The sequence below is a fragment of the Arcobacter siniprincipis (SeqCode) genome (assembly GCF_048571125.1).
Taxonomy (GTDB): Bacteria; Campylobacterota; Campylobacteria; order Campylobacterales; family Arcobacteraceae; genus Arcobacter; species Arcobacter siniprincipis.
Genome location: NZ_CP182343.1, coordinates 649724 through 665152, shown reverse-complemented (window position 1 = coordinate 665152; position 15429 = coordinate 649724). Strand labels below are relative to the sequence as shown.

Genomic DNA, 15429 nt, shown 5'->3' with positions numbered 1-15429 from the left:
ATTATCCCTTAATTACTAAGTTTACCAATTTATTTGGAACAACTATTTCTTTTATAATTTCTTTACCATCAATCCATTTAGAAGATGCTTCTTTAGCTATTTCTAAAATTTCTTCTTTTGAAGCATTTGGGGCAACTTCTATCTCTGCTCTTTTTTTACCATTTATAGTGATAGCTATTGATATAGTATCAGATACAAAAACCTCTTCTTTTACTTTTACATCATTATTGAAATTTTTTAATTCAAATAACTCATTTGATAATTCCCAACAAAGATGAGGAATAATAGGTTCTAAAATATTTGTTAAAATATAATATCCCTCTGCCCAAATAGTTTTGTTATCTTGTGCATTTAAAGCATTCAGTGCTTCCATTGAGGCTGCAATTAAAGTATTGAAAGCATAAGTCTTAGAAAATACTTCATTTGATTTTTGTAAGGCTTCATAAACTTTTTTTCTAGCTTCTTTTTCTTCTTTGCTCAAAGAATCATGGTCAATTGAATTTATTTCATCTATTGAAATACCTTCAGCCATTTCAACTTTTGCTGTAAATCTTTTGATAAATTTAAATGCTCCATCAACGGCGCTATCATTCCAATCAAGTTCTTTAGTAGGAGGCGCAGCAAAAAGCATAAACAATCTAGCTGTATCAGCTCCATATTTTTCAACAATTTTATCAGGGTCTACAACATTGCCTTTAGATTTTGACATTTTTGCTCCATCTTTTAAAACCATACCTTGAGTAAGAAGTCTTTTAAATGGCTCTTTTGAGTTTGTATATCCTAGTTTATTTAAAGCTTTTGTGAAAAATCTTGAATAAAGAAGATGTAAAATTGCATGTTCAATTCCACCAATATATTGATCAACATCCATCCAATAATCACTATCTTCTTTTGCAATACCTACACTATTCCATTTTTTATTATTTGTTGCATATCTTAAAAAATACCAAGATGATTGAACAAAAGTATCAAGAGTATCTGTTTCCCTTAATGCTGGTTTACCACATTTTGGACAAGATGTGTGTTTCCATATTGGGTGATTATCAAGAGGATTCCCCTCACCTGTAATCTCAACATCTTCTGGTAAGGCAACTGGAAGGTTTTCAAGTTTTTCAGGAACTAAACCACAAGAATCGCAATGAATAAATGGAATCGGTGCTCCCCAATATCTTTGTCTAGAAACTCCCCAATCTCTTAGTTTATAATTAACTTTTTTTGTTCCAAAAGAGTTTTGTTCAAAATGATAAATTATTGCTTTTTGTGCTTTTTTATTATCTAAATTTGTAAAACCTTCTGAATTAATAAGAGTTCCAGGTTCAGTATAAGCTTCTCTCATATTTGAGATAATACCCTCTTTCCCTACAATTACTTGATTAATTGGCAAGTCATACTCTTGTGCAAATTCAAAATCTCTTTGATCATGGGCAGGTACAGCCATAACTGCACCACTTCCATAAGATACTAATACAAAATTTGCAACCCATACTGGAATTGTTTTTCCAGTTAGTGGATGAAGAACATCTAATTCTAAAGAAACACCTTCTTTAGGCATAATTGATCTATCTCTTTCACTTACTTTTTGCATAGCTTTTATTTTATTTAGTTTATTTTCATCTAATAATTCATTTTCTACTAAATATTTTACTATTGGATGTTCTGGTGAAAGAGCTGTATATGAAACCCCATAAATAGTATCGGGTCTTGTTGTAAATACATCAAATGAAGCAAAATTTTTATTTAACTTGTATCTTGCATCTTTTGTAAGTTCAAATGAAAACTCTAAACCTTCACTTCTTCCTATCCAATTCTCTTGCATAGTAAGAACTTGTGATGGCCATGAACCTTCAAGATCTTTTAAATCATCAAGTAATTCTTGAGCAAATTTTGTAATTGCCACATAATAACCTGGCATCTCTTTTTGCTCTACAGGAGTACCACATCTCCAACAACCACCATCTTCTACTTGCTCATTTGCTAAAACTGTATGACAAGGCTCACACCAATTTACTGTAGTTGATTTTTTATATAAAAGTCCATCTTCATACATCTTGATAATAAACTCTTGTTCCCATCTTGTATAAAGTTCATCACTAGTGGCAAATTCTCTGTTTTTTGAGAAACTTAAACCTAAACCATGAAGCTCTTTTCTCATGTAATCTATATTTTCATAAGTCCATTTTTTAGGATGAAGTTTGTGTTTTATAGCAGCATTTTCAGCTGGCATTCCAAAACTATCCCAACCAATTGGATGTAATACATTGAAATTTGATTTTCTAAAAAATCTAGCAAATGCATCACCTAAACAATAATTTCTAACATGTCCCATATGTATCCTACCACTTGGGTATGGAAACATACTTAAAATATATTTTTTATCTTTTTTTGTATCATCACTTGGTTCAAAACTATTGTTTTCTAACCAGTAGTTTTGCCATTTTTTTTCTATCTCTTGTGGATTATACTCCATTAAAACTCATCCTTTTCCTGACTTTTTGCACTTTCTATTAGTGCTAAGGCTATTGAGAATATATTTGCAACAATTGCTCCAATAGCAAGAGCTATAGCCAATCTTTCATCACCCATAAAAGTAAGAACCATAAACGCAGGTATCAAGTGTAAATCAGCAACTAAAGAACTTGCAAGTAATTCTGCAGATAATAAGTTTCTAACACCTAATTTTAAAATAGTAGATATTACATTAACCCCAGCTGCTAAAAATAGTGCTAAAGAGTTTGGTTCATATAAAAACCCTGCCGTTGTAGTTAAAGACATTAGTGAAAAGAATATATAGGTTACTTTACCCCAATCCATGATTATCCTTTTAAAGTATTTCTAAAAGCAATTATAATAGCTAAAGTATGATAAAAAAGCTCTTTTATAGTTCTAAAAATTAGAACTATAATTTATAAAGTTTTTGTAGTTCGAAGAGATTTGATTAGTTGGTATATCAAATAGAAAATTATGATTTTGAAAAATAATTGAATAATCAAATTTATTCCCGTATCACTTTGAATCAATCTAAATATATTTATGTTTTTTATAAATAAATCAAAAACAAAATCATGGGTAGTAATCAAATAAATTCCAATAAATCCAAATAAAATAAGATATAAAATAGAAGTCTTATCCCAAAATACAAGATTATACATACACAACCAAATATATACAGTAACTATTAATCCAATAATTATCTCAGAATAAATTCCATCAGGAATATGCATCATAATATCTGGTGTTTGATGTACAAAAGAGTATTCAATCATAGTTGCAAGTATTTCAAATATAACTATCCAAAATAGGGCTAAACTCCAACTCTCAGAGTTGTTCGAAGTTATTTTATCAAAAGTAGTTCTAATGCTCATGTACTTTTCCCATATAGTATAAATTTTTTATGTTATGTTATATTCTATACTCTTATTTTTAAAATTATATTAAAATAGTAATCAAATTTTTAGTTTGTATTAATAAACAACATTATAAATCACTTCCGCCTTGTGTTTTGTCTTATTGAAATAATAAGTTGGTAGATTAGATATGCGATTATTATTTTGTAAATTAATGTACCAAAAGTTAAATGTTCTTTAATAGATAATAGATTAATTTGATTCGAAAATTTCTTTAATAACCAATCTTTTGAAAATAATCCATAAATAAAATAAAAGATTCCTACATACCAAAATTTATTTATTCTTTCATATTCAATAATTAAATAACTAACATAAAAAAAGATACCAAATATAAATATATCAACTAAAATGTATTCTAAAATATTGGATAAATAATTATAATTAAGAAATTGCATTGTCAAAAATGAAAAAGTGAATGAAAATATCCAAAAAAGTGATAATAGGCTATCTTGTGAGTGATTTGAAGATAATCCATGAACTTTAAAAATCAACCATTCAAAAAAGTTTTTACCTTTATTTCTATCTTCTTCTAATTCATTCTCTCTTTCTTTCATTTCTAAAGCATAATATTATTTTGTTGCTCGAAAGAGTCTTTTATTATTCTTGCTGTTTCTCTATTTTCAACGCCATCATTTACTTTTATATTAAGATAATTAACATTCTTATAAAAAATTGTATTTTGTAAATCTATTTTACTTTCAAAAAAACAATCATTAAAATATACATTATCTTCAAAAGTAGAATTATAAAAGTCCGTTTTTCTAAAAAATTTGCATTCTCTTAAATCTACATACTTTCTAAAATGAATTCCAGCAAAATTAAATTTAACATTATTATTTTCTGATTTGTGAAAACTACAGTCTCTAATTATTAATTCTTTATCAAAATCACCAGAAAGTATAAAATTAGAATAAAAATCACAATTAAAAAATTGTATAATGCCCCATCTTTTGAGCTTAATACAATATCATTTATAAATTTACAATCTTCAAAATGAACATTTATATCTTCAAAATATCCAAAACTATGCAATGGGTAAATTAATTTTTTTAATTCAAGAAAATAGCCATTTTCATATTCACTACTTTTTTTATATTCTATTGCTAGTTTTTTTAAGGAATCAGAGAAATATTCTAGTTTCTTTGAATATTTATTTAATTCATCATAATTTTCATTGTTATGAGAATACATATCTTTTTCACAATGTAAAATACATTTATTCTCATCATTCGTAAAACTAAATTCTTCTTCAGAAAACTCTCTTCTACAATTTTCACATTTACATGTATATTTTTTAATTTCAGACATAATTATTTCTTTAGTTATTTTTGAGTTATATTATACATTTCTATTCTTGATACTTTCCACTTTTCTTTTTATAAAGAAAAGTTCGCAAAAGAAAAGCGTTCACAAGTTCCAAAATAGCTAAAAAATATATAGAAATTCTAAAATTACAAAACTCGACTCCGTACCTCCGTCTCAAACAGTTGTAATTTCTTTACGAATTTATATAGATTTTTCTTCACGCGATTTTGAAAATGCTCACATCTTTAAAAGCTAGACACTTCAAACTAAAACTTCTTTATTTGTATCTTCTCATTTTTTGGTTTTATTTTCTTATAAGAGTTATATTTATATTAGATTTTGAATTTAGTGGAGGAGGAAGTTTATTTTCAAGCGGAGTGTACAATTAGTACATGAGCATTGAAAATAAATTTCCAACGCTCAATAAATTTAAAAGATGATGTAAAGATAACTCTTATCAGACAGTTCCCTGCTCAAACATCGCCCTCATCTTTTCCTTCTCTTTTTGTTTCTTAATCTTCTCAACTTCTTTAGCTCTAAAATCCTCAATAGAGAATTTTAATTGAACTAAAAATGAAGCTGCGATAAAGATAGATGAATAAGTACCTACAATAATACCCACTAATAAAGTAAAGGCAAAACCATTGATAATCTCTCCACCAAAGAAATATAAAGTAGCAACAACGAAGAAAGTTGTCAATGATGTAAGAGTAGTTCTTGATAGTGTTCTTGAAACAGAATCATTAACTACTGTTGAAAGGTCACTCTCTTTTGAAGTTTGAACACCCTCTCTAATTCTATCAAATACAATAATCGTATCATTTAATGAGTATCCTAAAAGTGTAAGAATAGCTGCTAAGATATCTAAGTTTACCTCTATACCAAACAGACTCACTGCCCCTAAAGCAATAGTAACATCATGTACTAAAGCTAAAATAGAAGCCAGGGCAAATCTCCACTCAAATCTAAAAGATACATAAATCATAATCACGATTAGTGATAAAACAAATGCCATCAAACCTTTTTCTCTTAACTCACCACCAACTTTTGGTCCTACTATATCAACTCTTCTTATTTCAAATTTTCCAGTATCTGCTAATACATTTCTAATCTCATCACTTAAGTCACTTGATACACTATTTGTTGATGTTGTTACTCTAATAATTATCTCATCATCACTACCAAACTTTGTGATTGAAGAATTTTTGTACTCTTTTGTGTTATTTAAAATATCTCTAATCTTATCAATTGGAGCAGCTTTGTCATATTTTACTTGAACTAAAGTTCCACCAGCAAAATCAATACCAAAGTTAACACCTTTTGTAAAAAGTAATACAATTGATGCCACAACTAAAATAGTAGAAAAACCTAAAAATGGTAATCTCTTACCCATAAAATTATATATTTTATCGCCTTTAAAAAATTCCATTATTTCATCCCAAACCATTTTCTTAAATTTTTCTCTCTATTCATCTTAGGTAATAAAGACTCATAGATACCATGTGTACCAAGTATTGCAGTTAACATAGATGCTAATATACCAATAGAAATAGTAATAGCAAACCCTTTAATAGGTCCTGTTCCATATACATAAAGAATAACTGCCACAAGTAAAGTTGTAATATTTGCATCTAAGATTGCTCTCATTGCATTTGAATAACCATCTTCTATAGCTTTTGTAATAGATACTCCATTTTTAAGTAGTTCTTTTATTCTCTCTGTGATAATAACATTGGCATCAACAGCCATACCTACTGTTAATACAATACCCGCCATTCCTGGTAAAGTTAAGGTTGCTCCAAACATAGCCATTATAGCTATTATAATAAATATATTTGTTACAAGTGCTACATTTGCAACAACACCTGCCATACCATAATAAGCAATCATAAACACAACAACTAAAGCAAAACCAGCAATTAATGCTATCATTGAAGATTTAATAGAATCAGCTCCCAAAGATGGACCAACACTTCTTTTTTCTAACAATTCAACAGAAGCAGGTAAAGCACCACTTCTAAGTGCAATTGCTACATTTCCAGCTTCTACAACAGTAAATCCACCAGAAATTTGTCCGCTTCCTCCACCAATTCTCTCTCTAATATTTGGTGCAGAATAAACTTTTCCATCTAAAACAATAGCAAGTCTTTTCCCAACACTTTTTGCGGTAAAGTCACCAAAAACTTTTGCACCAATAGAATTTAGTGTAAAATTAATAATTGCTTGATTTGACTGGTCAAAAGAAACTTGTGCATCTGTTACTTGACTTCCATTTAAGATTGGTATTTCTTTTACAAGATATTTTTTAGCAGGTTCATTTGCATCTTCTAAAATAATATCTCCATATTGTGAAGCTTCAGAACCACTCATAGTATAAACTTGATCAGCTCTATCTTCATCTACTGCCATAAGTTCTAAGTTTGCAGGTTTTGAGATAAGTTCTCTTGCTGCTTGTTCATCTGCTTGAGTTTTTATTCCTGGAAGTTCAACAACAATATCAGTTGTCCCTTGTCTAACAACAGTAGGTTCAGCTAAACCAAATTGGTCAAGCCTATTTCTAATAGTCTCAACAGCTTGTGAAACAGCTTGATCTTTTGTAAGTGCAATCTCTTCAGGAGTTAAAGTTAATTCATAATTATTATCTTCACTCTTTGAAATAACTAAGCCCTTGATTTTTTTAAGCATCTCATCAACTCTTTTAACTTCATCTGGGTCTAGTATAATAAAGCTTACACTATCTGGGTTTATTGATAAATCTTCAATCAATATATCTTCATCATCAGTATAATATTTTACTGTTGCTGCTATTGATTTGATTTTAGAAACTACTGCTTCTTGTGTTTTTACACCTAATAAAAGATGAAGTCCACCTTGTAAGTCAAGTCCTAAAGAGATTTTTTTACCTGTATTGGTTTGAAGAAATGATGGCATAGAAAATGCGACACCAAAAATAATGCTTAATATAAATATTATAAGTCTATAATTTAAGATTTTCAATCTTTATCCTTAAATAGTAAGTTGTTTATAAAGGTAAGTGGTAAGACATGTAAAAAGTTTTACATGTCTAATTTTTATTCAGCAAGTTTAGCTACAAACTCTCTTGCTAATTTCATTTCTGAACCATCTACATTTTTTACAGTTAAAGAAGTCTCTTCAACTTTTGAAATTTCAACGATTAAGCCACCATTTGTTACAATCTTGTCACCTTTTTTCAAATCCGCAATCATTTGCTTATGCTGTTTAGCTTGCTTTTGTTGTGGTCTAATAATTAAAAAGTAGAATATTGCAAATAATGCAACAAGAGGTAATAATGAACTTATTAAGTCACCGCTTTGACCCATGGTACTTCCTTTATAATGGTTTGATATGTTTTTCCTAAAACGCGTGTATTTTAACAAAATCAATATAATAAAAGGCTTGATTACTGCTTTATTGTTCTCAACTCCTATATATTTAGCATATTTTGGATTTGAAATCAAAATTATCAATACAATTTGTTTACTTCTTTCTTTATATTTTATTTTAAGAATAGATAGAATTTCGCTTTTTTATAGTGGTTTTTTTGTTGGAATTTTATGGTTTTATTGGGTAAGTTTTTCTTTTAGATATTATGATTTGAGTTATTTAATTCCTCTTGTGATTTTATTTTTTGGCCTTATTTATGCTTTTCTTTTCTTATTTATTTCCATAAAAGATAATATTTATTTAAGAGCCATGCTCTTTTTTACTTTAACATATTTAAATCCCTTTGGGTTTAACTGGTTCAAACCTGATATTTTACTTTTAGATAGCTATTTTGAAGCAAATAAAATAGTTCTTGTTCTTGTTATTTTATCTACAATATTTTTAGTTAAAAAAAGAGTCTTTATTTATACAATATGTATAATTACTATTTCTTTTATACACATAAATCCAAAGCCAACACCTCTTAGTAATGTAGATATATCTTTACCAAATTTTTATTTCAATCAAGATTATAAATGGGATAGAAAAAACCTTGCAGCCATTATTGATACAAACTTCAAACAAATTAATGAAGCAATAAAAGAAAATAAAGATGTAGTTGTACTACCAGAAACTACCTTTCCTTTTATATTAAATAAACAAGAATTTGTACTACAAAGTTTATTAGAAAAGTCACATAAAATCACAATCATAGCTGGTGCTTTGTATTACAAAGATAATGAATATAAAAACTCAACTTATATTTTCAAGGCTGGTAATTTACAAGTTGCTTCAAAAGTCATATTAGTACCCTTTGGAGAAGAGATTCCTTTACCTAAAATATTTAGGGATTTCATAAATAAAATATTTTATAATGGTGCAAAAGACTATACAAAAGATAGTACTCCAACAGATTATAGAATAAAAAATATCTCTTTTAGAAATGCTATTTGTTATGAAGCTACAAGTGAAGAGTTATATAAAAACCTTGGTAACACTAAAAATATAATTGCCATATCAAATAATGCTTGGTTTACCCCATCTATTGAACCAACTTTACAAAAACTTTTACTAAGGCTTTATTCAAAAAAATATGGGGTTAATATCTATCATGAGATAAATGGAAGTGAAAATTATATCATCACCCCTTGATATATTTCTCTTTTATTTTTTCTATTATTAACTCTTTTGGTAAATCTTCATCAAGTTGTAAATCAAAAGCATACTCCAAAATCTCTTTAAATAGAACTCCAGGAGTAAATCCTAAGGCTATCAAATCTTTTCCCATAACAATAGCCTTTGGTCCACTATTTGTGACTTCCAATTGAGAGGCTCTGTTTTTTAACCAAGAGATAGCTTCATGGCATTTGCACTTATCTTCAATCGTTCTTCCTAAACAATCAGCTAGACAAACTAAACATAACATCTCAATATCAACTTTTAAGGCTAATCTTTTTACTGCCTTATCACTACTATTGTGCAAATATAATTGAAAAGGAGAAAGGTGATATTTAACTAAGGGAAGAACATCTGCTATGAGTTTTTTGTCATTTGTTAGTTTTTCTAAAAATGATACTGTGGGTTTTATGCCCAAAGACTCATGTTTATGTGAAGTTATTTTCCCATCTATTACTTTTGTACATAAAGGTTTTCCAAAATCATGACAAAGTATTGCTAAAAACAAAACTAAATCTTTATACTCATCATTTGTTTTTATTTTTGCCATTTCATCTAAACACATTAAAGTATGAATCCAAACATCACCTTCTGGATGGTATTGGGGCTCTTGTTCACAGCCAATTAGTACCTTTAATTCTGAAAAATATTCTAATACTCCCAACTCTTTTAAAAGTTCAAATCCAATTGAGGGCTTAGATGATTTTAAAAAGACTTTTTTTAACTCCTCAAAAATTCGCTCTTTTGGCAACTCTTCTAAATCTTTATTTGAAACTATTTTTTTACATAATTCTAATGTCTTATTATCTAAGGTAAATTCAAATCTTGATGCAAATTGTACTGCTCGATAAACTCTTAAAGGATCTTCAATAAAACTATTATCATCTATATGTCTTAAAGTTTTATTTTCTAAATCTTTTAATCCATCAAATGGATCTAAAATCTCTTCATTTGTAAAATCATATCCAAGTGCATTGATTGTAAAATCTCGTCTAATAGCTGCTTCTTTAAAGCTTAAATAACTATTACTTATGACTTCAAAACCTTTATGTCCTTTTGCAATTTTTTTTTCAACTCTTGGCAGGGCAAAATCATACTCGTCACCATCAACTGAGAGTTTTAGCACTCCATATGATTTACCAACAAGTTTTACTTTTCCAAATTGTTCTAAATATTTTGAGAGTATTTCAAAGTTTTCTATATGAAAAACTTCTATGTCATAATCTTTTATTTGTAAGTTTAAAAAGTGGTCTCTAACACATCCTCCTACAAGAATAGGTTTGGCACCCTTTTCTTGTAAAAGTTTTAGTATCCCTGTTAGAGTATTAGGTAACTTGATACTAGTTTTTTTCGTTGATAATATGCACATCTCTTTGAGGGAAAGGAATAGAAATTCCTTCTTTATCAAATGTATTTTTAATCTCTTCAATTAAAGCCCATTTTACAGCCCAGAAATCAGGTGTACTAACCCAAACTCTAACTACAAAATTTACTGATGAATCACCTAGTTCTGAAACAGCGACTGTGATTGCTTCATCTTTTAGAACTTTATCATTTGATTCAATTATTTTTGTAATAATATCTTTTACTATTTTTAAATTATCACCATAACCAACACCAATAACTAAATCAACTCTTCTTTTAGCATGAGCATTAACATTTGTGATACTTCCAGCAGTAATTGCACCATTTGGCACTAAAACTCTTTGATTATCAGGTGTTGTAAACTCTGTATTAAACAGATGAACTTCGGTAATAGTTCCACTTACTCCACCAGCAGTTACATAATCACCTATTCTAAAAGGTTTGAAAAATATAATCATAACACCAGAAGCAAAATTTGATAATGAATCTTTAAGTGCTAAACCAACAGCAAGACCTGCTGCTCCGATAATAGCTAAAAATGATGTTGACTCAACTCCAATTTGTTCTAATGCTGTTAATACAACAACTACAAGCAATACATAATAAATAATATCATCAAAAAAGTTTATTAATGTCGCATCAAGTTTTGGATTTCTTCTTAATATCTTTGCAACAACTTCTGTTATTTTTTTTGCTAACCATTTACCAATTACAAATATTAAAATTGCCATAGCAATATTTAATGAGTATAAGCCAATCATATCTGAAACTGTTTGAATACTATTTCCCATTTCTGCCCCTTATATTAGTTTTTTTAATTTATTTACAACTTCGTCTAACGATACTTCTTCTTTTTCTAAAGTTTTTCTATTTACAATTTCAACTATACCTTCTGGTAGTTTTTTACCAACAACTACAGCATAAGGAAAACCAATAAGTTCAAAATCACTCATTTTAAATCCAAATCTAGCATTTAATCTATCATCCAAAATTGTAGAAACACCTGCTATTTTAAGATCATTATAAATCTTTTTACCAGCATTTAATTCTTCTTCTTTTTTTGCATTTGAAACAATAACATCAACCATAAAAGGTGCAGTCTCTTTTGTCCAAATACACCCTTTATCATCATGATTTTGTTCAATAACAGCTGCTACTAATCTTGAAACTCCAATACCATAACAACCCATTACAAATGGTTGTGCTTTTCCATTGTTATCTAAAAATGTAGCATCCATAGCACTTGAATATTTTGTTCCAAGTTGAAAAATATGTCCAGCTTCTATTCCTTTTGTGTGAATTAGTTTTCCACCACAACAAGAACAAGTATCTCCCTCTTGAACAACAATCAAATCAAAATATTTTGCATCTTTTAAAATTGTTAAGTCTGTTCCTGTAAAGTGATAATCAACTTCATTAGCACCACAAACTAAACCAACTTCATCTTTTAATTCACTATCAATTACATAAGTTACATTTTCAGGTAAATTAAATGGTCCGCAAAATCCTGCAACTAATCTTGCACTTAAAATATCTTCTTCATTTGCTTCAATTAACTCTAAAGCATCAACTGCATTTGCTGCTTTTGTCTCTTCAAGTTCATCATTTCCTCTTACAAAGAAAACTACTATTTCTTCTTTGTCTTTATAAATTGCTTTTTTAATAACTGCCTTTATTGATTGTGCTTTTGGTGAACTTAAGAAGTTAGAAACATCTTCGATTGTTTTCATACCTTCTGTTAGTACTTTTTGCATTTTTACATTTTCAGAACTTACATCATACCAATCTTTAGTCTCTTTTTTTGCTCTTACAGCAGCTTCAATATTTGCTCCATACTCACAATCTTCACATACAACAATAGTATCTTCTCCCGAGTTTGCTAATACCATAAACTCTTTAGAACCACTTCCACCAATAGCACCACTATCAGCAGCAACAACTCTAAACTTTAAACCTAGTCTTTCATAAATCTTTTTGTATGCATCTTCCATTACATGAAATTCTCTTACTAAATCTTCATGTGTAGCATGGAAAGAGTAAGCATCTTTCATCAAAAATTCTCTACCTCTCATAAGTCCAAATCTAGGTCTTGCTTCATCTCTAAATTTTGTATTTATGTGATATAAATTTACTGGTAAATCTTTATATGATGTAATTCTATTTTTTACAATATCAACTACAGTCTCTTCATTTGTTGGACTTAGTACAAATCCTGCACCTTTTCTGTCTTTAAATTTTAGTAATTCAGGTCCCATAACACTTGCTCGACCTGATTGTTCCCAAAGTTCTAAGGGTGTAACAAAACTCATCAAAAGTTCATTTGCACCTGTATTATCCATCTCTTCTTTTACAACAGCTCTTATTTTATCTAGTACGATTTTTCCAAGGGGTAAAAAATTATATAAACCAGAACCTGTTTGAGTTATAAAACCACCTCTTATTAAATATTGGTGAGATGCCAAAGTTGCATCATTTGGTGTCTCTTTTGTAGTTGGCATAAACATTTGAGAAAATTTCATTAACATATTCCTAATAATTAAATTTTATTGCGTGGTCACATTTTTTAATAGAGTTTGAACCACCTTCTAACCCAAAAACAGATTGTACTGTTCCCAAAATAATATCACATTCCACATCTTTTGATATCTTTTTTAATTGTGTTGTTGGTTCATGTAAAAACTCATTTAAAACTGTTTGACAAAGTTTTTTTATATTTTCTTCATCTTCAGCTTTTATAAATCCTTTTTTTATAGCATTTTCTAATTTCTTTTCAATTACATTGTCAGCTTTTTTATATAGATGTTTTACCACTGGTTCTACTTCTAGTGATTTTAGCCATTTGAAGAATTTCTCAGATTCTTGATTTACAATCATATATGCTCTTTTTGCTTGTTCTGCTCGAAGTATCATATTAGAATTTACAATATCTTGTAAATCATCTACCGCATAAATTTGTAAATTTGGACTTTCAAACTCTTCTATATCTCTAGGCAATGCTATATCAAACCAATATCTATTGAAAGTACATGGTTTTACCATATCTTCTTTTATGATTGGATATGGAGCTGAAGTTGCTGTAACCATAACAGGAACTTCATTTAAGTATTTTTCTAGATTTTCATAAGCTTGAACATCAACTTCAAAATCAAAAGTATCCACTAACATCTTAGCTTTTTTAATATCTCTACTAATTAAAATAATATCAAATCCAGCTTTATTTAAATGTTTCATAGTAAGCTCACTCATCTCACCTGCACCAATAACTAAAGCTTTCACACCTTGTGTGTCTTTAATAATATCTTTTGCTTTTGAAACAGCAGTAGAAGCCACCGATACAGAACCTGTACCTAAGCTTGTTTCATTTCTAACATTAGCAGCACATTTAAAAGCATAATTCATAGCTTTTGATATATCTTTTCCACAATACCCTTTAGATAAAGCTAATCTAAAAGAGTCTTTTAATTGTCCTACAATTTGTGTTTCACCAATTACAAGTGAATCCAAAGCAGATGCCACAGAAAAAAGATGATGAATAGCACCTGTATTATCATATATATCTGCTATTTCTATTAAATTATCAAAATCTAAACCAGAATATTTTGCTAAAGTATCAAAAATCTTATTTGTAGATTGTTTTATATTTGAAGAGGTAGTCATAATTTCTACTCTATTACATGTAGATAATAGTACAACCTCATCAATTGAGTCATCTGCTTTTACATTTTTTAAAAAAGTTTCTACTGAACTTTCATTTGAAAAAGCAATCTTTTCTCTTGTTTGTATATCTGTATTTTTGTGTGTAAAAGAGATACTTAAATAACTCATATCCTAAAACTCTCTTTCTATCATTTCTTTCATTATTTTAATTAGTCCTTCAGAATTTTCATCTTCTAAAATCATAATCGCCTCTCTTCCTAAAGCTTTTGCTTGAGAAATTGCATCATTTAAGGAATCTGTTCGCTCCATTTGTTGTTTTATCCAAAGAGCATCAACTTCGTTTAACTCTTTTTTGAAAAGCGATTCTAATTTTGTTTTATCATCTAATCTTTGATGTAACAACAAATATGGAATAGTAGCCTTTCCTTCCACAAAATCAAACATTGCAGGTTTTCCTAAAGTTTGTGCATCTTGCGTAATATCTAAAATATCATCAATCATTTGAAAAGCAAGACCAAGATTTTTTCCATATAGTGCATATTTTTCTTCATCTTTATTTGCTAGTATTGCAGCACTTGCAGCACTTGCTTCTATTAATGAAGCAGTTTTTTTATAAATCATATCAAGGTACAAACTATAATCGGTATTAAAATTCTTAGTTAAATCAATATCCATCATCTCACCAATACTTAGTTTTGTAACGGCACTTGAGATATTATATGCTACTTTTCTATTCATTTGTGAAAGTTCAGTAAAGGCTTTAGAGTATAAAACATCTCCAAACATAATAGCAGTTTTAGCATCATATAAAGCATTAACAGAAGGACTTCCTCTTCTAGTAGTTGCTTCATCTATAACATCATCATGTAAAAGTGATGCGGCATGAATCATCTCTACTATTGCACATAGTTTTATTGATTCTTCATTTACTCCTGCAATTTTAAGTATTAGTTTTGACCTTAGCATCTTTCCCGTTGCCAAATATCCAAAAAGTTCTACACTTTTTTCATCTTCACACTCTTTTACAAACTCTAAAATTTTTTCTTTTACTATTTTTAATTCTTCCACAAAATAC

The 15429-nt window shown here is 28.8% G+C and carries 15 protein-coding genes; 1 reads left to right on the top strand and 14 read right to left on the bottom strand.

All coding sequences use genetic code 11. The features are described 5' to 3' along the window. Window position 1 precedes the first annotated feature (1 nt). From leuS to yajC, 9 genes are all read right to left on the bottom strand, one after another. On the bottom strand, window positions 2-2467 hold the full coding sequence (gene leuS, locus ACNI3D_RS03405) for a leucine--tRNA ligase (protein ID WP_419768247.1): 2466 nt from the start codon (window positions 2465-2467) through the stop codon (window positions 2-4). Next, on the bottom strand, window positions 2467-2811 hold the full coding sequence (locus tag ACNI3D_RS03400) for a DUF6394 family protein (protein ID WP_013134466.1): 345 nt from the start codon (window positions 2809-2811) through the stop codon (window positions 2467-2469). The genes leuS and ACNI3D_RS03400 overlap by 1 nt, the downstream gene beginning before the upstream one ends. A gap of 92 nt (window positions 2812-2903) precedes the next feature. Continuing rightward, on the bottom strand, window positions 2904-3362 hold the full coding sequence (locus ACNI3D_RS03395) for a hypothetical protein (protein WP_419768246.1): 459 nt from the start codon (window positions 3360-3362) through the stop codon (window positions 2904-2906). A 119-nt stretch (window positions 3363-3481) separates the two neighbouring features. Then, on the bottom strand, window positions 3482-3961 hold the full coding sequence (locus tag ACNI3D_RS03390) for a hypothetical protein (protein ID WP_419768245.1): 480 nt from the start codon (window positions 3959-3961) through the stop codon (window positions 3482-3484). Between the two features lie 2 nt (window positions 3962-3963). After that, window positions 3964-4215: a pentapeptide repeat-containing protein gene (locus ACNI3D_RS03385; protein WP_419768977.1), complete on the bottom strand. Its 252-nt coding sequence runs from the start codon at window positions 4213-4215 to the stop codon at window positions 3964-3966. A 62-nt stretch (window positions 4216-4277) separates the two neighbouring features. Then, window positions 4278-4715 (bottom strand): hypothetical protein, encoded by a 438-nt coding sequence (locus ACNI3D_RS03380; RefSeq protein ID WP_419768244.1) that lies wholly within the window; start codon window positions 4713-4715, stop codon window positions 4278-4280. A gap of 454 nt (window positions 4716-5169) precedes the next feature. Beyond that, window positions 5170-6141, bottom strand: a complete 972-nt coding sequence (secF, locus tag ACNI3D_RS03375) for a protein translocase subunit SecF (protein WP_419768243.1) — start codon at window positions 6139-6141, stop codon at window positions 5170-5172. Then, entirely contained in the window at window positions 6141-7709 is a 1569-nt protein-coding gene (secD, locus tag ACNI3D_RS03370) for a protein translocase subunit SecD (RefSeq protein ID WP_129100597.1), read from the bottom strand. Before secD ends, secF begins: the two co-directional genes overlap by 1 nt. 74 nt (window positions 7710-7783) lie before the next feature. Next, window positions 7784-8053 carry a preprotein translocase subunit YajC gene (gene yajC, locus ACNI3D_RS03365; protein WP_129100596.1) on the bottom strand — a complete coding sequence of 90 codons (270 nt, stop codon included), beginning with the start codon at window positions 8051-8053 and terminating at the stop codon, window positions 7784-7786. A 25-nt stretch (window positions 8054-8078) separates the two neighbouring features. Here yajC and ACNI3D_RS03360 point away from each other — a divergent pair, with 25 nt between their 5' ends. After that, window positions 8079-9308 (top strand): apolipoprotein N-acyltransferase, encoded by a 1230-nt coding sequence (locus ACNI3D_RS03360; protein WP_419768242.1) that lies wholly within the window; start codon window positions 8079-8081, stop codon window positions 9306-9308. On the opposite strand, the gene ACNI3D_RS03355 is transcribed toward ACNI3D_RS03360, so the two are convergent. From ACNI3D_RS03355 to ACNI3D_RS03335, 5 genes are read right to left on the bottom strand one after another with little or no spacing between them, the layout of a single operon-like run. Beyond that, window positions 9298-10701 (bottom strand): CCA tRNA nucleotidyltransferase, encoded by a 1404-nt coding sequence (locus ACNI3D_RS03355; protein ID WP_419768241.1) that lies wholly within the window; start codon window positions 10699-10701, stop codon window positions 9298-9300. The genes ACNI3D_RS03360 and ACNI3D_RS03355 overlap by 11 nt on opposite strands. Continuing rightward, window positions 10673-11488: a mechanosensitive ion channel family protein gene (locus tag ACNI3D_RS03350; RefSeq protein WP_419768240.1), complete on the bottom strand. Its 816-nt coding sequence runs from the start codon at window positions 11486-11488 to the stop codon at window positions 10673-10675. The genes ACNI3D_RS03355 and ACNI3D_RS03350 overlap by 29 nt, the downstream gene beginning before the upstream one ends. Window positions 11489-11497: 9 nt before the next feature. Beyond that, entirely contained in the window at window positions 11498-13216 is a 1719-nt protein-coding gene (locus tag ACNI3D_RS03345) for a proline--tRNA ligase (RefSeq protein WP_419768239.1), read from the bottom strand. A 10-nt stretch (window positions 13217-13226) separates the two neighbouring features. Further along, on the bottom strand, window positions 13227-14522 hold the full coding sequence (hemA, locus tag ACNI3D_RS03340) for a glutamyl-tRNA reductase (RefSeq protein WP_129100591.1): 1296 nt from the start codon (window positions 14520-14522) through the stop codon (window positions 13227-13229). 3 nt (window positions 14523-14525) lie between these two features. Continuing rightward, complete coding sequence (locus tag ACNI3D_RS03335; protein WP_419768238.1) at window positions 14526-15422, bottom strand: polyprenyl synthetase family protein; 897 nt, start codon at window positions 15420-15422, stop codon at window positions 14526-14528. Window positions 15423-15429: the final 7 nt, after the last annotated feature.